Annotated in this window: 13 protein-coding genes; 8 read left to right on the top strand and 5 right to left on the bottom strand. The window is 70.5% G+C overall.

From position 1 onward, the window contains the following. Positions 1-44: 44 nt before the first annotated feature. The 3 genes from GO999_RS22630 to GO999_RS22640 form a co-directional block, all read right to left on the bottom strand. Positions 45-1,244, bottom strand: coding sequence for an MFS transporter (locus GO999_RS22630; RefSeq protein WP_011003397.1), 1,200 nt, complete (start codon positions 1,242-1,244; stop codon positions 45-47). A 126-nt stretch (positions 1,245-1,370) separates the two neighbouring features. Next, positions 1,371-2,192: a GntR family transcriptional regulator gene (locus GO999_RS22635; RefSeq protein ID WP_011003398.1), complete on the bottom strand. Its 822-nt coding sequence runs from the start codon at positions 2,190-2,192 to the stop codon at positions 1,371-1,373. 177 nt (positions 2,193-2,369) lie between these two features. Beyond that, the gene (locus GO999_RS22640; protein WP_011003399.1) at positions 2,370-2,921 is read right to left on the bottom strand and encodes a winged helix-turn-helix transcriptional regulator; all 552 of its coding nucleotides are present in this window, start codon (positions 2,919-2,921) and stop codon (positions 2,370-2,372) included. Between the two features lie 132 nt (positions 2,922-3,053). Here GO999_RS22640 and GO999_RS22645 point away from each other — a divergent pair, with 132 nt between their 5' ends. Further along, on the top strand, positions 3,054-3,653 hold the full coding sequence (locus tag GO999_RS22645; RefSeq protein WP_064478235.1) for a GNAT family N-acetyltransferase: 600 nt from the start codon (positions 3,054-3,056) through the stop codon (positions 3,651-3,653). A 358-nt stretch (positions 3,654-4,011) separates the two neighbouring features. Then, a complete protein-coding gene (locus GO999_RS22650; protein WP_211906905.1) occupies positions 4,012-7,389 on the top strand; it encodes a hypothetical protein in 3,378 nt (1,125 codons plus the stop codon). A 30-nt stretch (positions 7,390-7,419) separates the two neighbouring features. On the opposite strand, the gene GO999_RS22655 is transcribed toward GO999_RS22650, so the two are convergent. Next, the gene (locus GO999_RS22655; protein ID WP_408004891.1) at positions 7,420-9,543 is read right to left on the bottom strand and encodes a TonB-dependent siderophore receptor; all 2,124 of its coding nucleotides are present in this window, start codon (positions 9,541-9,543) and stop codon (positions 7,420-7,422) included. A 496-nt stretch (positions 9,544-10,039) separates the two neighbouring features. On the opposite strand from GO999_RS22655, the gene GO999_RS22660 reads away from it, so the two are divergent. Further along, the gene (locus tag GO999_RS22660; protein ID WP_211906907.1) at positions 10,040-11,494 is read left to right on the top strand and encodes a transcriptional regulator; all 1,455 of its coding nucleotides are present in this window, start codon (positions 10,040-10,042) and stop codon (positions 11,492-11,494) included. A gap of 475 nt (positions 11,495-11,969) precedes the next feature. After that, the gene (modA, locus tag GO999_RS22665; RefSeq protein ID WP_011003423.1) at positions 11,970-12,743 is read left to right on the top strand and encodes a molybdate ABC transporter substrate-binding protein; all 774 of its coding nucleotides are present in this window, start codon (positions 11,970-11,972) and stop codon (positions 12,741-12,743) included. A 13-nt stretch (positions 12,744-12,756) separates the two neighbouring features. On the opposite strand, the gene GO999_RS22670 is transcribed toward modA, so the two are convergent. Further along, on the bottom strand, positions 12,757-14,055 hold the full coding sequence (locus tag GO999_RS22670; RefSeq protein WP_011003424.1) for an MFS transporter: 1,299 nt from the start codon (positions 14,053-14,055) through the stop codon (positions 12,757-12,759). Between the two features lie 167 nt (positions 14,056-14,222). On the opposite strand from GO999_RS22670, the gene GO999_RS22675 reads away from it, so the two are divergent. From GO999_RS22675 to GO999_RS22690, 4 genes are all read left to right on the top strand, one after another. Further along, the gene (locus GO999_RS22675; RefSeq protein ID WP_011003425.1) at positions 14,223-14,873 is read left to right on the top strand and encodes a TetR/AcrR family transcriptional regulator; all 651 of its coding nucleotides are present in this window, start codon (positions 14,223-14,225) and stop codon (positions 14,871-14,873) included. A gap of 104 nt (positions 14,874-14,977) precedes the next feature. Beyond that, positions 14,978-15,943 (top strand): AAA family ATPase, encoded by a 966-nt coding sequence (locus tag GO999_RS22680; RefSeq protein WP_011003426.1) that lies wholly within the window; start codon positions 14,978-14,980, stop codon positions 15,941-15,943. Positions 15,944-15,962: 19 nt separating this feature from the next. Beyond that, entirely contained in the window at positions 15,963-17,003 is a 1,041-nt protein-coding gene (locus tag GO999_RS22685) for a DUF58 domain-containing protein (protein ID WP_072633764.1), read from the top strand. Continuing rightward, the gene (locus tag GO999_RS22690; RefSeq protein ID WP_211906908.1) at positions 17,000-19,045 is read left to right on the top strand and encodes a transglutaminase TgpA family protein; all 2,046 of its coding nucleotides are present in this window, start codon (positions 17,000-17,002) and stop codon (positions 19,043-19,045) included. Before GO999_RS22685 ends, GO999_RS22690 begins: the two co-directional genes overlap by 4 nt. Positions 19,046-19,320 lie beyond the last annotated feature (275 nt).

A 19,320-nucleotide genomic window follows, 5' to 3' on the forward strand; every position in this document is an offset into this window, starting at 1 on the left:
TAAACCATGGTTAACAATTTGTCACGTGCCAGCGATGCCGATCGCTAACGTGTCCCCAGCCGCGCGTTGAAGGCCAGCCGCAGCCCTAGCCCGATCGACGAGGCCGCCGTGCAGAACGCCATCAGCCCGGTCCAGTGTGCGTAGCTCCACGCCAGGCTTGCGCCGTAGGCGCCGGCCGACATGCCGATGAACATGATGGTCATGAAGACCGCGTTGATGCGGCTGCGCGCTTCCGGCGCCAGCGCGTAGATGATGGTCTGGTGTGAGACCAGCGCCGCCTGCACGCCCACATCGAACAGCAGCGTGCCGATCACGATGGCGGGCAGGGAATGCGGGAACAGCGCCATCGCGGCAAAGGTCGCGGCCATCAGCAGCGCGCCGCCCGCCACGATATGGCCCGGCGCCACGCGGCCCGACAGCCGGCCGGCGATGCTCGCGCCCAGGGCTCCGGCCGCGCCGGCCAGGCCCAGCAGGCCGGCCTGCCCGGCCGACAGCCCGATTGTGCCGGTCAGATGCAGCGCCACGGTAGACCAGAACCCCGAAAACGCCACGGCGAGGAACGCCTGCGTGAAGGCGGAGGCCCGCAGCCGCGGATGCCGCGCAAACAGCGTGCCGAGCGAGCGCAGCAGCGTGACATACGGCTGCCGCGTGGCCGGCGCCACCCCGAAATGCGCCGCCCGCACCGCCAGCGCCAGCCCCACGATCGCCGCCGCCGACACGCCGAAGGCCGCGCGCCAGCCGAAGTGGTCGGCCACGATGCCGCTGAACACCCGCGAGCCGACGATGCCGATCAGCAGCCCCGTCATCACCGTGCCGATGTTGCGATTGCGGTTGAGGTCGGTGCTGATGGCGGCCGCGCTGGGCACGAAATCCTGGGCGATGGTGGCCGCCAGGCCGATGACGAAGCCGGCGGCGGCCAGCACCGGCAGGCCGGGCGCGATGCAGCTGCCGATCAGCGCGAGTGTCAGCAGCACGGCCTTCCACAGGATCACCACGCGGCGGTCGTAGCGGTCGCCCAGCGGGCCGAAGAAAAAAATGCCGCTGGCGTAGCCGGCCGCCGTCAGGGTCGGCAGCACGCCCAGCGCGTGCGGCGCGATGTTCAGGTCGTGGCCGATCAGGCCGAGCAGCGGATGATTCAGGTAGATGCAGGCGACGCTGACGCCGGCACCGGCCGTCAGCAGGCGGATCAGCCCCTGGGTGTCGGTGGTGGCGGATTGCGTCGGGGAGGCAGGGGCGGCCGGCATGGGAACCTCGTTGGGGGGCGAGCGCTGCGATGCAACGAAAGCGGCGATGCTAGCAACGATTCACCGGACCTGCAGGCCGCCGGATCGCCCTGCCGGGCGAGAGGTTGATGCCTTGGGGGCTCGGGGTCAGCCCCGCCGGCCGTCGCGCGGGGAGCCCTGTTCGTCTTCCTCGTCTTCGTCCTCGCTGCGGCCGCGGCCGGCGTTGTCGATCCACAGGCGGGCACGGTCTTCGCCCACGCGCGACAGCTCCATGCGGTACTCGTAGCGGTCGGGCCGGTAGAGGCCCTGCAGCAGCTGCACCGGGCGCCCGCTCATCGCGCGCACGATGCGCTGCACGGACAGCAACGGCGCGCCCACGGCGATGTCCAGGTATTGCGCCGTCGCCACGTCCGCCAGGCGCGCCGATACCACCTGGGAGGCCCGGTCGATGCGCACACCCGAGGCCTCGATCAGCCGCAGCAGCGACTGGTTCGTCAGGCGCTCCGGCGTCAGCTTGACGGTCACATCCAGCGGCAGCCAGGTGGTGATGAGCGCCATCGGCGTGTCTTCCAGGTGGCGCACGCGGACCAGCTTCTTGATCGGCGTGCCGGGGGCGACCTCGAGCAGCTTGGCTTCGTCGGGCGGCGCCATCACGTCTTCGAATTCGACCACCACGGCGGACGTCCGCTCGCCGACGTCGATGATGTTCTGCAGCAGGGTCTGGCTGCCGCCGGCCGCCTCCGGATCGTCCGGGCGCACGACGAAGGTGCCCATGCCGCGATGGCGGCGCACCAGGCCTTCCTTGACGAGGTAGTCGAACACGCGCCGCATGGTGACGCGCGATGCACCGAACTGCCGCGCCAGTTCGATCTCGCCGGGCATCGGTCCGTCACCGAACTTGCCTTCGAGAATCTGCTGGCGCAGCACGACGTAAATCTGGTGGTAAAGCGGTACCACGGCATCGGGCATGGCGGTCGCGGTCCGGGCAGGCTGGAGCCGATGAGGGTGTCGAGGGACGGGCGGCGGGCCGCGCCGCAGCGGGCAGGCGGTGCCGGATGCGGCATGGCGAGCCGCGCCGGGAGCGCGGGCTGGCCGCCCGCATCTCCGCGACGATAGGCGCTTTTGCTTAACGTGTAAAGTTGTGAGTCACCCGTTCGAGACGGCTTCCGGGTCGCCCTCGGCAGGCGGGTTTGGGCGGCCGGCGCGGTGCCTGTAGCGCGGGTTGCGCTCCGGCACCGAGTCTTGCGGCGCCACTTGCTGGCCGGCCGCGTTGACCAGTGCCACGTGGATCGGCGTGCCGCTCGCGCGGTCGCGCAGCAGCACCGGGCCTTCGCCGTCGGGCGTCAGGTACCGGTCTCCCCATTGCATCAGGGCAACGATGGCCGGCAGCAGGTCGACTCCGGCGCGCGTGAGCCGATAGGCATCGCGCGCCCGATCGCCCGGTTCCTGGTAAGGCACCCGGCGCAGGATGCCGTACGCCACCAGCGCCTTCAGCCGCGACGACAGGATCGCCGACGAACAGCCGATCCGGCGCAGGAACGCGTCGAACCGCGTCACGCCCGAGAACGCCTCGCGCAGCACGAGCAGCGTCCATTTCTCGCCCACGAGCGACACCGCCGCGCCAATGGAGCACGGCGCTTCCATCGATGCCACCAGCTCGGAAGCGGACGGAACGGGGAACGGTTCGGGCGTCTTCATACGGAAAAGGATAGCGCAAGCTGACTTTACTTGCAAAAGTCAGGATTTCTGCTAATCTGGATTCAATTCCGAAAGCCAGATGGCGATCCCGGCGTTTCGGCCCGATCGATCCATCGCGTGAGGAGACCCCGCATGCTCTACACCATTCACCGCTACCCCGCCCACTGGATCGATCGCTGGACCATGCACGACGGCACGGTCGCCACCGTGCGCCCCATCCTGCCGCAGGACGCGCCGCTGGAGGCCGCGCTGGTCGACGGGCTGTCGTCCGAGTCGCGGTATGCGCGTTTTCTGGTCGGCGGCGGGCACTTGTCCGATGAGATGCTCGCTGCCTACACGCAGGTCGATTATGTGAATCACCTGGCGCTGGTGGTCAGCGTGGCCGACGCCGATGGCGCCGGCGAGCAGTTGATCGCCGATGGCCGCTTCGTGCTGGAGGACGGCGTGGCTGAATTCGCCCTGCTGGTGGCCGATGCGTGGCAGGGCAAGGGCGTCGGCCGGCGCCTGTTTGCGATGCTGGTCCGGGCCGCGCGCGCGGCGGGCGCGCGGGAGGTCTTCGGCGAAGTGCTGTCGATGAACCGCCGCATGATCGCCCTGGCCCGCGATGCCGGCTTCCACGTCGCCAGCGTGCCGGGGGATGCGACGGTCTGCACCGTGCGCCTGGTGCTCGCCGACCACCGGCAGGCCCCGGTGGCCGCCATGCCCTTTCCGTTCGCCGCGATCGCCGGCTGACGCGTTCCGCTTTCGCATGCTTCCAGGCGGAGGCGTGCCTGCAGTGTGTCTCTTTCGCCGCCGTTGAGCGGCTTCTTTTTTTTCCTGAATCATTGAAATAGGTGATGCTCAGGGCAAAAAAACATCGTTTTTCCGGATCGGACGGCTTGCATAGACGGCTTCCCGTGGCGCGCCCTTCGCGCTTCGCATACGCGCACATCCTTTCGCATGATGGTGCCCGGGCTGCATCGGCGGGCGCTAGCATCGACGTTTCCCCGCTCGTCTGGCGCCGCCACCGATCTTTCCATCGGCGCGGTTTCCATTGGCACGCACGTGACAAAGGCGGTGGGGGCCGGGCGAGCCTGTTCAAGGTTGCGCCATGAAATTCTTCTCATTCAGATCGTCCGTCCATACGGCTTCCACTGCCGCTCCGGCTGCGAGGGATGCCGCGTCGTCCGCGAGCGCCGCGCCTCAGCAGCCGGCCAGCGCGTCGGCCGGCTCGGGACGGATCAGCCATGCCCTGCACGGGCTGAAGCGCTGTCTGCGACCCTCCGCCATCAACGTCACGGCGGTGCCGGGCTTCACCAAGACGACCATCGATCCGCTGCCGATTCCCAAGCGGCCGCCGCCGCCCAACCTGCCCAAGGCGCCGAAGCCGGCCGGCCAGCACAAGCTCGACCGCATCGATCGGCAGGTCCACAACCTCACGCAGAAGCTGTATCCGCCGCTGCCGTCGGGCCTGCACGCAGACCCCGAGGCCAAGCGCGCGATCGCCAGCAGCCGGGCGTTTGTCAGTGCGGTCGAAGCGCTGTTCGTGCCGTCGGGTGCGGGCGTGTACGCTGTCCCGGGCCTCCAGACCCTGATCGATGGCTTGGCCGGGATGGCCGAGGCCCAGCCCGATGCCGTCGATACCACGCGCTACGCCGGCATGCTGCAATGCGCCCGTGCCCTGGCCACCGCGACGGGCGGTCGTGCCGACGAAGCGTGCCGGGCGCTCGAACATCTGCGCGATCGCTTCTCGCTGACGGACGGCAGCAATGGTGCGCCCCCGACCCCGGCGCAGATGCACGCCTGGAGCACGGCCAAGCTGCTGGCCCACACGGCCTCCGGCTTCGATGCCCTGCTGGCCTTGCGCCCGACGCTGGCCGAAGTGGATGCGACCCTGCCGGACGACGACAACATGAACGGCCGCATGAAGCGCGAGGGCCTGCGCACGTTCCTGCAGGCGGCCGACCTGATGGCGGCGCGGCTGCCGGCAGGCGTGGTACCGCCGCAGACGCCGCACGCGCAGCTGCAGGACGCGCGCGCGCGCCTGGACGCCGCCGCCGACCGTGCCAGCCTGGCTGGCGACGGTCTGGCACTCAATGCGCTGGTGTGCGCCGCCCAGGTCCATGCCGAGCCGCACGAAGCGGCCCACGCCGTCGACGACCGTGCGCAGGTCGCCGCCTACGTGGCATGGCGCAGCGGCTATCGGGAAGGCGGCAAGGGCTCGGCGCTGGAGCGCTCTCTGGGGCGCATGCACAAATTCACCACTTGGGCCCGGCGCGCCGAACACCGTGCCACCCACCCGCTGGCCGCATTCGATCCGCGCCGCCTGCTGGGCATGCGCAAGTCGCCGCTGACCGCGGCGGCCTACGGCACCGGCGGCGCCAACCTCGGCCTGCTGAACCAGGAAGCGCAGGCGCTGCATGACACCGTCAAGCACGGCATCGAAGCCATGCAGGCGCACAGCACCGCGCTGCGCGCGCTGAACGGCCGCCATGCGCTGTCCACCGAGCAGCGCGGTCTGCTGGTGCTGCGCGAGGCGGTGCTGCAGCATTGGGCGCAGAGCATCGGCACGACGTGGCGCTCCAGCAAGCTCAAGCTCAGCGACCACGACAAACGCGCCATTGCAGACCGGGTGCGCAAGGCGGCGCCCGGCGCGCGCGTCGATGCCGTGCTGGCTTACCGCGAATTCCGCAAGCTCGACAAGCTGGACCTGAAGACCCTGGTGCGCTGGCTGGATGAAGCACGGGCGTTCGATCCGCGGGCGTCCGAATCGCCCACGCTGCGGGCTGCCGCCGACAACATCGTCAAGGCCGGCGACATCGAACGGGGGCGACCGATCAAGCCCCGGGGCACCACCCTGGCGGATTTTCGCGAGGCGCTGACCGGCGCGATCGGCCAGATGCCGCTGGGCAACTACGTGCGCTACTTCGATGGCGCCACCTACGGCGTCAACACCAACATGACCGTCAACCAGCATGAGTTCTCGCACAACTCGCTGGTGCCGTCGATGGGACTGGGGCCGGGCGCGAGGGAGCTGACCGGCCGTCACGCGTTTGTCGAGATCGGTTCGTCGTCCTACGGCGGCGAGGTGTTCATCGGCACGGACAAGCGCTCATCCACCGGCGTCGGCGCCGGCCTCTATGCCGGCTTCAAGGTCGGCATCAAGAACTGGCACCTGTCGGCCGGCTTCAGCGCCGGCGTCGCGCATGCGCACGACCGCAGCGCGCCTGTCGGCGTCATCGTCCGTACGGGATTGACCTACGGCGCTGACGGCAAGGCGACCAGCGCATGGCGCGACAACGTGGCCGACGTGACGCGCTTCCTGTTCCAGACCGCCGCGGAGGGCCAGGCCGCGCGGCCCGTTCCGCCGGACCGGATGTGGGAGCAGTTCTCGGCCCGCTTCTTCCGCACGCCCGACATCTCCGTCAACTGGCGCGACCAGCGCCGCAGCAGCCACACCGTGACCAAGCACGGCAGCGGCGCGGTGCGCGTGGCGGCCGGCGCGGTGCGCGTGGGGCCCGCCTTTTCCGTGGGCCATGACCAGGTGCTGGCCAGCAAGAACGACCGGGTCGACACCAACGGCTGGCTGCGGGGCGTGGAGCGCGCGCGTGCGCGGGCTTCGAACGTGCACGTCAGCGGGTCGCTGGCGGCCGTGGCGCAGGGGGTCGGCCACTTTTCCAACCGCAGCGGCTTTCCCGAATCGGTCACCCTGCCGAGCGTGCCCATCGTCGGGGCCTCCGCGAACATTCTGCCCAGCGGCACGAGCGTGACACTGCGGCGGGTGGATGAGCACGGGCGGCTGAATCCGCGCTTCATCCGGCGGCTGGTCGAATTTATCGATCCGTCCGCCTTCCTGTCGCACATGCAGGCCCGCCTGCCGCAGATCGCGCACTCGGACGCCAGCCGGGCCAAGGTCGGCGCCTTCATGAGTGCGATGCGCGACATGGGGACCCAGGGCAACCTGGCCTACGGCGAGAGCTGGAAGATCCGCCCGGAAGTGACCGAAGTCCTGAACGCCTATACGGACGAGATCCAGCTGATGCTGAAATGCGCAAAGGCGGCGCCGGGCGCGGGCGGGCAGGCAATCCAGCCCGCTCAGGCCGCGCAGACCTATCACGACCTCATCGAGCGCATCTTCGAGACCGTGGAGCGCGAGACGGCCATGCCCCCGGATGAGCAGGCGCAGGCTTTCCGGCAGGCGCTGGCCGGCCTGCGCGACCAGGAGGTCGACCAGATCCTGCGGCTCGCCAACGAGACGATCCGCGTGCTCAAGGATGTGCAGAGCTGGAAGCTGTCGGGCTACTACGCCTACGACATCACCACGCACGGCTACACCGCCGGGCCGGCGATGCTGCTGCAGGCGACGGCGTCCACCTCCGTCGCCGGCGAGCGCGTGCTGGCCGAGCTGGCCGTGCGCGACCTGGAATTGATGGACGATCCGGCGCACGCCGCGCAGGACAAGGACCCGGCGGCCGGCGAGGTGCTCTGAGGCGCGCGCCGCCGATGCCGCCCGGCCGGATCAGAAGGAATACGACAGCGTGCCGAGGATGCTGCGCGGCGTCCCGGGCGTCACCCACACGCTGTTGTAGGAACTGGCGTAGTACGTGCGGTTGAACAGGTTGTTGAGCACCACCGATGCCCGCAGGTGCTTGTCGATCTGCACGTAGCCGTTGAGCTGCACCGTCGCGTAGGCGGGCAGCTGGAAGCCGTCCTGCGTGTCGGCGGTGTTGCCGGCGCGGCGGCCGACGTAGACCACGCCCGCGCCCACGCCCGCCTTCTGCGCGAAGCCCGGGGCGAACTCGTACATCAGCATCGCGCTGCCGTTGACGCGCGGAATGTTGACCAGGCGCGCGCCCGGCGTGAGCACGGTGTCGCGTGTGACCTCCGCATCGACGTAGGCCAGGTTGGCGATGCCACGGAAGCCGCCGCCGAGCTCGCCGTTCCATTCCAGCTCCACGCCGCGGCTGCGCACTTCGCCGGCCGCGCGCGAGAAGCCGTCGTTGGCCGGATCGGCGCTCAGCACGTTGCGCTTGGTCACGCTGAACGCCGCCACCGTCGCCAGCCAGCCCGGGCCGGCCCATTTGGCGCCCACCTCGTAGCCGCGCCCCTTTTCCGGGTCGAAGGCGTTGCCGTTCACGTCGGTGCCGCTGTTGGGGCGGAACGAGTACGCGGTGTTCGCGTAGACGGAGAAGGCCGGGCTCCACTGGTAGACCACGCCCAGGCGCGGGCTGAAGGCGGTCTGCTGCTGGCTGGTGGTGGTGCCGGACTTGCGGTCCTCGATCGACTGGCGGTAGCCGTCCCAGCGCAGTCCGGCGATGACCTTCCAGCGCTCGCCGAGCGCCAGCGTGTCCTGCACGTAGGCACCCTGGCCTTCGTCGCGCTCCAGCGCATTCGTTACCGTGCGCAGGGCCGGGGTGGCCTGGCCGTAGACCGGATTGAAGATGTCGATCGCATACGGCGCGGCGGCCGTCGGCGTGGAGCGCTCCACCAGCTGGTCATAGGTGAAGCGGTAGGCGTCGGCGCCCATCACCAGCGTGTGTCCCACGGCGCCGGTCTGCAGCTTGCCCGTGAGCTCCAGCCGGCCCTGCAGGTCGTTGGTATGGAAATCGACGTGGCGGTAGCGGCGCCACAGCGTGCGCCCGTCGGCCTGCAGGGCGAGCGCTTCCGAGGAGCGGCCATACAGGTCGGTCTCCCGCTGCGCCACGCCGGCATTGACCGACCAGTCCGCATCGATGTGGTGATCGACGGTGAGCTGGTGGCCCAGGTTGCGGACCTCGTAGTCGCCGTCGCGCGGCTCGCCGAGGAAGCGCGAGGCCGGGATCGCGCCCAGCTGGTTGTTGACCGCCACCACGCCGCGGTCCAGCGGCGCGCTCTGGCGCGCGGCCTCCATCTCGTAGTGGACGACGGTATCGGGGCCGGCTTTCCAGGTGAAACCCGGCGCGACCAGGTAGCGCTTGCTGGACACGGTGTCGCGGAAGCTGCCGTTGTCCTCGTGCATCAGGTTCAGCCGGTAGGCCAGCGTGTCGGACAGCGGGCCGGTGGAATCGAGCGTCTCGCGCGTGGCGCCGTAGCTGCCGGCCGACACGCTGACGGTGTTGGCGCTCTTGAACTGCGGCTGCTTGGTGGTGTAGCTGATGATGCCGCCCGGATCGCCGCGCCCGTACAGCGCGGAGGCCGGTCCCTTGAGCACCTCCATGCGCTCCAGGGTGGCGGTGTCGCGCGGCACGCTGTTGCCGCGGTTCCACGAGAAGCCGTTGAGCAGGTAGTCGGTGCCGGCCCAGTTGCCGTCGCCGGCGAAGCCGCGCACGGCGTAGTGGTCCCACAGGCCGCCGAAGCTGTTCTGGCGCGCGACGCCGGCCACCCAGTCGTACAGGTCGTCGCCGCGGCCGGCGGCCACGGTTCGGATCAGCTCGGCATTGACGCTGCTGACCGCAAAGGGAATCTCCATCAGGTCGGCATCCGTGCGCGTGGCCAGCGACGATTCCCGGGCCCGGTAGCCGGACGCCTGCCGCTGGCCCGACGCCGTGGTCGCCGGGAGATCCACTTCCTGTGCCGAGACATTGCCGACGCACGGCAAGCCCATGAGCGCGACCGCGAGACCGGTCGCCCATCTGCTGTTCTTGACCACCACCCCGTTCCTCATTGTCTGTAGTACGCGTCGCCTGATCTCAAATGAGAGTGATTATCACTACCGTTTTGGCGAAAGGCGAGATTGTCGCAATTCCGGCGCGCCCGAATGCTCAAGAAATTTCACGGAAAAGGCGGGTGTCCGGCCGGAGTACGGCCGCCTGCGGGCGCATGGCCAAGCCCTCGGCGGCGGGTCTCGGCGATGCGATGACGGCCGGTTCGGGTGGCGACCGGCGCGAAGCCTATATGCGGCGTTTACGCGGGGGCCGCCAATCTATGCAAGTTTTTGATGGGCCCTTCGCTAGATTGCCTGCCGGACCTCGCGTCCCTTAGCCCCTGAGTCCTTGAGCCGGTGAGCAGCTATGAAGATATCGTTCTGGCGCACGCAGTCCCCCGATCGCCAACATGACACCCCCAGCGTCCGCGCGGACGGCGCGGACAGCGCTGCGCAGGCGCGGCCTGCGCCGGGCGGATGCCTGGAGCCGCTCTCCACCCGGAGGAGGCGGGCGGAGATGGCAGGAGACGCCGCGCCGGTCCCGCGCCCTCGGCCGCTGCCCGATGCCGGCACCCGGGCCACCTCCCTGAGCCGCAAGCTGCAGAGCTGGCTGGGCCAGGACCGGCCCGGCTTGTCTGCGCTCGCGCTCAACCGGATGCCGGATGCGTACGCCATCGAAGCGGCAGGCAATGCCACGGCCGGCTCGACGTATACGTACGATGGCCTGCTCGCGCACGACATCCTGAACCTGGCGGCGGCGGGCCTCGGCATCGCTTCCCGCAGCGCCTTGGCGCAGCGCTACCGCACCGCGCTCGACGCGATGCTGCAGGCAGACGTTGCCGCCCTGAAAAGCGCATGGGCCCGCAATGCGCGGCTGCGCCGCTGCGGCGAGCCATCGGTCGGGCCGGCCGACAGCGCGGAGCCGGCCCCCGACGCGCACTGCCGGGACCGCGACGCTGCACGGGTGGAGAACCTGATCGTCACGCGCGATCATCGCGGCCGGTGGCAATACGATCCGCAGAAGCTGCTGCGCATCGCGCGGGACGACGCGCACCCGGGTGCGCGGCATGCACGCGACGTCCTGATGCTGATGCACATAGGCAGCCAGCAGGGCGTGCGCCGGCGCAACGATGCCGTGTACCAGGCCTGCCTGTCGGGACTGAGCGCGGGTGCGAGCGCGTTGATGATCGCGGGTACCCACGGCGCGGCGCTGCCGGTGGTCGCGGCGGGCTACGCCGTGGCCGCTGCCCGCGAAGTGCTGTGGCTGGGCAAGCCGCTGGCCGAAGAAAAGCAGAAGATGCGCGATGCCAAGGCCGACCAGATGACGCGCATCGTGAGCCGGACATTGAAGCGGCTCGGCACCCGTGACGCGGATCAGGACACCGGCCCCGCATCGGCGGCCGAGTTGGGCGATCTGCCGCTGGAGGCCAGGGCCGGCATTGTCGCCGCCGCGTTCGCGAACGCAGAGAAGCAGGTGGCGGACCGGACCTTCGGCAACGGGATTCCCGGCCGGTGGATCGACCACCGCAAAGCCACGGCGTGCAAGGACGAAGTGCGCGCCGTCGTGGTGGACCACGCCCTGCAGCGGATCGGCGACGCATTGACGCATGAGGCCACGCGATCGGCCGATGCCCTGACCGCATTGCAGGCCATCGCGCAGGATCCCGACCTGTCGCTGTCCGGCCGCGCGCGCAGGCTGGCCCGGCACGTCAAGGCATCTCCCGGCCTGCTGGCGATCCAGACGCTGCTGACCGACATGGGCCTGCGCAGGGGCGAAGCGCTGCACGTCCTGAGCCGCCTCGTCGACGCGGAACTCGCGCGCGCGTCGGGTGGCGACACGATTCCCCTCTTGGGAAACGATGCGGCACGCATTGCCGATCGGATTCACCAGCCGCAGCTGAAAGAGGACCCGTCGCAGGCGGCGCATGCGGCCCTGCATGGCGCGCTGCGCCGTCGCTCGGAGCGGGTGTAGGGCGCCGGGCGCCGCCGGTCTGGCGCCAAGGCAACGGTGCGCGCATCGTCGCAGGGCTGCGGGCGCCGTGTCCCCGAAAGGGGCGGGGCGAGCCGGCGTCGGAAGTGCAGGGCCGGCTCGGCGCCCTGCACCTTGCGGCGGGCCCGGGCCAGATTCGATTGGTACTTGGATAGCGCATCGCGAAGGCTCCCCGGTTGGCGGTGGTTGCGGATCAACGTCGCGGAGGCCGGCCGCACCCGGCGCCCGGATCGGGCAGGGACAGGGCGGGCAGCGTCGCCAGTTCGTCGGCGATGCGGCTGGTTTCTCTGCGCACGCCCGAGTATGGCGTCGTGTCCGGCTGTCGTGCACAGCTGCGCGAGCGCGAATCGGCCGACCGGAACAGCGTGGCCTCCGGTATCGGCAACGATGCGTTGACCAGTCGTTATATCGGTCCGTATATTACGCACCGTCTTCATGGATCCGGGGGAGTTCCGTCATGTCACGTTTTTCGTTGCGCGCATGCGTGCGCGCTGCTGGTCTGGCTGCCGTACTGTCGCTGGGGCTGGGCGCGCAGGCGCAGGCCGCCGAGCTGGTGGTGTCCGCCGCCGCCAGCCTGACCAATGCCTTCAAGACGCTCGCGCAGTCATACGAGGCGCAGCATCCCGACACCAGGGTCGTGCTGAACTTCGGCGCTTCCGATGTGCTGATGCAGCAGATCGTGCGCGGCGCGCCCGCCGACGTGTTCGCCTCCGCCGACCAGGAAGCGATGGACAAGGCCGTGAGCGAGAAGGTCATCCAGTCCGGGTCGCGCCGCGATTTCGTGGCCAACCAGCTGGTGCTGATTGTGCCGTCGGCGAGCGCGGTGCCGGTGCATGCCTTGGGCGACCTGGCCCGCCCGGAGGTGCAGCGCGTGGCGATCGGCAATCCGGCCTCGGTGCCGGTGGGCCGCTATGCGAAGCGCGCGCTGGAGGCCGCCGGCCTGTGGCAGCCGGTGTCGGCCAAGGCGGTGCTGGCGCAGAACGTGCGCCAGGCGCTGGACTACGTGGCGCGCGGCGAGGTCGAGGCCGGCCTGGTGTTCGCCACCGATGCGGCGATTGCGGCCGACAAGGTGAAGGTGGCGGCGCCGGTGCCGCTGTCGGTGCCGCTCACGTATCCGATCGCGGTGACGGCCGGCACGCGGCAGCCGCAGCAGGCCGCCGACTTCGTCGCGTTCGTGCTGTCGCCGGCCGGTCAGGCCATTCTGGCCAAGTACGGTTTCCTGAAGCCGTAATCGCCGATCGCCATCAGGCGGTGGCGGGCTGGCCCGAGGCCTGCGCGTCGGGTTTGCGCTGGCGGTGGATGCGCAGCACCAGGAAGGCGCCCGCCACGCACAGCCCGCCCGAGATCATCGACGCCAGCGTGTAGTTGCCCAGCGAGGCGCGCATCAGGCCCGCGCCCAGTGTGGCGAAGGCCGCCCCCAGCTGGTGCCCGGCGACGATCCACCCGAACACGATGGGCGCCGCCGCCTTGCCGAACACGTCGTTGGTCAGGCGCACGGTGGGCGGCACGGTGGCGATCCAGTCCAGCCCGTAGAAGATCGCGAATACCGGCAGCCCAAAGAATTCGAAGCCGAACGCATACGGCAGGTAGATCAACGACAGGCCGCGCAGCCCGTAGTACCAGAACAGCAGCACGCGGCTGTTGTAGCGGTCGGACAGCCAGCCCGACAGCGTGGTGCCGACCAGGTCGAAGATGCCCATCGCCGCTAGCAGGCTCGCGCCCTTGACCTCCGTCAGGCCGTGGTCCGCGCACATGGCGATGAAGTGCGTGCCGATATAGCCGTTGGTGCTGGCGCCGCAGATGAAGAAGCTGGCAAAGAGCAGCCAGAAGTCGCGCTTGCGCATCGCTTGCATCAGCGTGTGCATGGCCAGCGCGATCGGGTTGGCGCGCGGGCCGTGGTCGGCCTCGGGCGCATCGGCCGGCTCGCCGTAGGTGCGCAGGCCGACGCTCTTGGGCGATTCCGGCAGCAGGAGGCCGACGATCGGCAGCAGCAGCACCAGCGCGCCCGCCACGATCAGCACCACCGGCCGCCAGCCGTGGCGCTCGACCACCGCCGCCATCATCGGCAGGAAGACCAGCTGGCCGGTGGCGGAACTGGCCGTCAGGATGCCCATCGCCAGCCCGCGGTGCGTGGTGAACCAGCGGTTGACCACCGTCGCGCCGAGCGTGATCGCCGCCACGCCCGTGCCGCCGCCCACCATCACGCCCCACAGCAGCACCATCTGCCACGGCTGGCTCATCATGGCCGACAGCGCCGTCCCCGAGATCAGCACCACCAGCGCCCCCAGCACCGTCGGCCGGATGCCGAAGTACTGCATCGACGCCGCCGCGAACGGCCCGGTCAGCCCGTACAAGGCGATGCCGATCGAGATCGCCAGCGAGATCGTGCCGCGGCTCCAGCCGAACTCGTGCTCGAGCGGCAGCATCATCACGCTGGGCGTGGCGCGCGTGCCGGCGGCGCACAGGAGAATCAGGAACACCACGGCCAGGGCGATCCAGCCGTAATGGAAGCGGGGCGCGATGAGGCGGGCGAGTCGCTGCATTGAGGGGTGTCCGGTGAGGGTTGTGAAGCGGTCAGCGCACCGTTCGTTACTGGTCGGTAACAACGTGGTTGCGATGGTAGGTACCGGTCGGTAACATGTCAAGCGGGAAATATCACCGACGCGGCCGGGGGCGGGTTCCGGCCGCCTCGCCAGCAGGAGCATCGATCATGGCAGCACGCGGGCCGCGCGCCCTTTCTTCCACCGACAACACCAAGACGGCCTCGCGCCGCATCAGCGGCGAGGCTGCGCAGGCCAGCCTGCTGGAGGCTGCGCGCGAGTTGTTCTACCAGGAGGGCGTGCGCGCCGTGGGCGTGGAGGCCGTGGTGGAGCGGGCGGGCGTCAACAAGATGAGCCTGTACCGCCAGTTCAAGTCCAAGGACGATCTCGTGCTGGCCTACCTCGCGCGCAGCGCAGAGAATTTCTGGGGCTATTTCAACGCCAGCATGGATGCCCATCCCGCCGATGCGCGCGCGCAGCTGCTGCAGTTCTTCATCGACCTGTCGGGGCGGGCGAGCCAGGCGGGTTACCGGGGGTGTCCGTTCGTCAACGTGGCGGCGGAGTTTCGCGACCCGTCGCATCCCGCGCGGCAGTTTGTCGAGCGCAACAAGTCGCAGCTGCTGGCGCGCCTGCGCGAGCGCGCCGCGGCCGCCGGCGCCATCGATCCGGACACGCTCGCCGACGATCTGGCCTTCCTGATCGAAGGCGCTTACACCGCCAGCCAGACCTTCGGCGCCGGCGCGCCGCGCCTGATGCGCAGCCTGCCGCGCACGGCCGCCACGCTGCTCGCCGCCGCCATTCCCGCGCGCACGGCCGCCTGAGGCATGCCGGGGCCGCGCCGGATGTTGTAGCGGCGTCACGCGTGCGCCGGGCGGGTTCGATGCCGCTACACTCGCGGCATTGCTGCCTCGGCTGTTCCGCCTCGATGACGTCCGCCCAATCTTCGCTGTCTTCCGTTCATCCCGCCCCGGCCACGCAGCCGCTGTCGCTGCCGGCTGCGCTGTCGCAGGCGCAGCGCGCGCTCGATCGCATCGTGCTCGGCAAGCCGCTGCAGATCCGGCTGGCGCTGGCATGCCTGCTCGCGCGCGGGCACCTGCTGCTGGAAGACCTGCCGGGTGTCGGCAAGACCACGCTGGCGCATGCGCTGGCCCGCACGCTGGGGCTGCAGTACCAGCGCGTGCAGTTCACCAGCGACCTGCTGCCGGCCGACCTGATCGGCGTATCGATCTACGTGAAGGATACGGGGGCGTTCGAGTTCCACCCCGGGCCGCTGTTCGCCCAGGTGGTGCTGGCCGACGAGATCAACCGCGCCACCCCCAAGGCGCAGAGCGCGCTGCTCGAAGCGATGGCCGAAGGCCAGGTGACGCATGACGGCGCCACCTATCCGCTGCCCGAGCCCTTCTTCGTCATCGCCACGCAGAATCCGCTCAACCAGATCGGCACGCATCCGCTGCCGGAGTCGCAGCTGGATCGCTTCACGATGCGGCTCTCGCTCGGCTATCCGGACCAGCGCTCGGAGCGCGCGCTCTACCTGGGCGGCGGCGCGGCGCAGGCGATCGAGCCGGCGTTGACCGCCGCGCAGGTGGTGGCGCTGCAGACCGCTACGGATGCCGTGCACGTGGCGCCCGCGCTGGTCGACTACGTGCTCGCGCTGGTCAACGCCACGCGCACCGACGCGCAGGTGCAGATGGGCTTGTCGCCGCGCGCCGGGTTGGCGCTGCTGGCGGCCGCGCGGGCGTGGGCCCTGATCGACGGCCGCGATGCCGTGCTGCCGGAAGACGTGCAGGCCGTGTTCAACGCCGTGGCCGCGCATCGGCTGCTGCCGACCGGCGGCATGCTGTCGGCCACTGCGCTGGCGCAGCGGCTGCTCGATACGGTCGCTATTCCCTGAGCACGCCATGGTGCGTGTCATGCCGCTGTGGAGTGCGTTGTCGCGCGCGCTGCCGGGCCTGCGCTTCGCGCGCGAGCGCGTGCAGCGTTTCCTGTCGCGCCCGCGCCGTCCGCGCGACGGTGCGATCCGTCTCGACCGCCGCCACGTCTACATCCTGCCCACCGCCACCGGGGCCGGCTTTGCGCTGTTGCTGGTCGCCATGCTGCTGACCTCGCTCAACTACAACGTCAGCCTCGGTTTCCTGCTGACCTTCCTGCTGGCGGGCGTGATGGCCTCGGCCATGTGGCAGACGCACCGCAACCTGGTCGACCTGGAGGTGCGCGGCGCGGTGGGCGAGCCCGTGTTTGCGGGCCGCGCCGTCAACGTGAGCGTGGCGCTGGCCAACGCGACCGCATGGGCGCGCGTGGGCGTGGAGACCGGCGCGCGCGATGCGGCATCGGCGGAGTCCTCGCTCGACGCGCACGACGGCACGCTGACGGCGCTGTCCTTCGGGGCGCAGCCGCGCGGCTGGTTCCGCCTGCCGCGCCTGACCGTGTCGACGCGGTTTCCGCTCGGGCTGTTCCGCGCCTGGAGCTATGCCGATGCGCCGCTGACGCTGCTGGTCTACCCCGAGCCGGAGGCCGCCGCGCCGCCGCTGCCGGCCGCCTTCGCGCCCGATCCCGGCGAGGCGGACGACCCGCGCGTCGCCCGCCCACGCCCCGATGAGGCCGCCGACCAGCTGCGGCCCTATCGCCCCGGCGATCCGCTGCGCAGCATCGCGTGGAAGCACAGCGCGCGGCTCGACACCTGGCTCGCCCGCAGCGGCCAGCAGGTCCGCCATGCGCAATGCGTGCTGGCGTGGGATGCGCTGCCGCCGCCGATGGAAGCGGAGGCGCGCCTGTCCCGCCTGTGCGCCTGGGTGCTGGCCGCCGAGCAGGCCCCGGCCGGCGAGGCGCCCGAATACACGCTGGTCCTGCCGGGCCTCGCGATCGGCCCCGCGCGCGGCCCGGCGCACCGCGACGCCTGCCTGCGCGCGCTGGCGCTGTGGGGCAGGCCGCCGGTGCCGGAGGAGGCCGCATGAACGCCGCCTTCGGTTCCGCACGCGCGCTCACACACCGCGAGCACGGCCGGCTGATCGCGCTGCTGGCCCTGGTGCTGGCGCCGCTGCTGCGCAGCCTGCCGCTGGTGACCTGCAGCGTGTTCGGCGTGCTGCTGCTCTGGCGGACCGGGCTGTGGGTCCGCCGCGCGCCGCTGCCCAACAAATGGCTGCTCGGGGTGACCGGCGCGGCGGTGCTGGGCATCACGCTGGTGCTGGCGCTGCGCACCGGCGGCAACATCGGCCGCGACCTGTCGGTGGCGGTGCTGGGGGCCTTCCTGGTGCTCAAGCTGATGGAGTCGCACACCGTGCGCAACGGTATCCTGGTCACGCAGCTGTGCTGCTTCCTGCTGCTGTCGCAGACGCTGTTCGACCAGCCGCCCTGGATGGCGGCCACGCTGCTGGCGTCCGTCGGGCTGCTGCTCCATCACTGGATGGTGCTGCTGCATCCGCAGGCGCCCGCCCGGCTGTCCGTGGCGGGGGTGCTGCTGCGGCTGGTCATGACGGGCCTGCCGTGCGCGGCCGTGCTGTTCCTGCTGTTTCCGCGTCTGGACCATCCGCTGTGGCGCTTGCCGCAAGGCGCGGACGTTGCCACCAGCGGGCTCACCGATCGCATGGCGCCCGGCTCGATCGGCCAGCTGATCCTGTCGGACGATCTCGCCTTCCGCGCCGACTTCAACGGCGTGCCGCCGCCGTCCGGGGCGCGCTACTGGCGCGGCATCGTGCTGTGGCGATTTGATGGCCAGGCTTGGACGGCATCGTCGTTCCGGCAGCGCGCCGAGCCCGCGAGCGTACCCAATTCTGCGGGCGTATCCGATTCTGGGGGCGTACCCGATTCTGCGAACGCGCGGCCCGGTGCCGGCCGGCTCGTCGACTACAGCATCACGCTCGAACCGACCCGCCAGCGCTGGCTCTTCGCGCTGGATCGCGGCGTCTCGATCGACGCGCGGGACGGCCTCAGGCGCAGCATCGACGCGGAGTTCCTGAGCGCGCAGCCGCTGGACGAGCGCATCCGCTATCACGCGCGTTCACGCCTGCCGGGGCCGGGCACGGGCGACGAGGAGGCGCTCGACCCATTGACGCAGCAGCTGGCGCTGGCGCTGCCGCCGGGCAACCCGCAGGCGCGTGCGCTGGCCGCGCAGTGGGCCGGCCTCGCTCCGGCCGAGCGGGTGGCCTCGGCGCTGAAGCTGTTCCGCGACGCGCCGTTCGCCTACACGCTCGAGCCCGAGCCGCTGCGGGGTGAGCAGATCGACGACTTTCTCTTCCGCACCCGCCGCGGCTTCTGCGAGCACTACGCGGGCAGCTTCGTCTTCCTGATGCGGGCGGCGGGCGTGCCGGCGCGCGTGGTGGTCGGCTACCAGGGCGGCGAGGACAACGCGGTCAGCGGCGACCTCATCGTGCGCCAGTCGGACGCGCACGCCTGGGCCGAGGTGTGGCTGCGCGGGCGCGGCTGGGTGCGGGTGGACCCCACCGCCGCCGTGGCGCCGCAGCGCGTGGAGCGCGGCCTGGCCGGCGCCGTGCCCGCCAGCGAATTCCGCTCGCGCCGCGTGCAGGAGCCTGCCTGGCTGCGCAGCGTGCGCTGGGGCCTGGACGGCCTGATCAGCGGCTGGAACCGCTGGGTGCTGGGCTACGACCGCGCCCGGCAGGCCAGGCTGTTCGCCTGGCTGGGGCTGGAGGCGGCCGATCCGCGCGCGGTGCTGTGGGGTGTGTCGGCGCTGTTCCTGCTGGCGGCGCTGCCGCTGCTGTGGCAGCAGCGGCGCCCCAGGCCTGACCCGGTGCAGGCGCAATGGCAGCGCGTATGCGACCGGCTGGCACGCCACGGCTGCGTGCGTGGCGCGGCGGAAGGGCCGATGGCCTACGCGGAGCGTGCCGCCGCCCGGTTTCCGCAGGCGGCCGACGCACTGCGGCGCGTCGCCGCCGGCTATGTCGCGCTGCGCTATGGCCGCGACGACGGCGACGCGCAGGCGAGAGCGCAGCGGCTGGCGCAATGGCGCAAGGACATCGCCGCCCTGCGCGTGCCGGGATAGGGCACAAGGGGCGCCGGCATGGCGCGCGCAGGTCTGGACCACCGGCCGCGTGCGTCGCCGCGCGGTCGCGGCCTGCATCCCGATGCACCGGCACCGACCGGTCGAGGCTGACGATCCGCTGATTGATACATACAGGGAATGGGGGTCTCCCATTTACTGTGCAATGCATTGCAATTCGCGATCAGTATTGCAAGATTTGCAGCATTGTCACGCGAATGTTTTGTCCAGATAACCTGTTCGTGCAATAACTGCACACTGTTTCTGCCCGCGAAGAA

It is taken from the genome of Ralstonia nicotianae, from assembly GCF_018243235.1.
GTDB classification, from domain to species: domain Bacteria; phylum Pseudomonadota; class Gammaproteobacteria; order Burkholderiales; family Burkholderiaceae; genus Ralstonia; species Ralstonia nicotianae.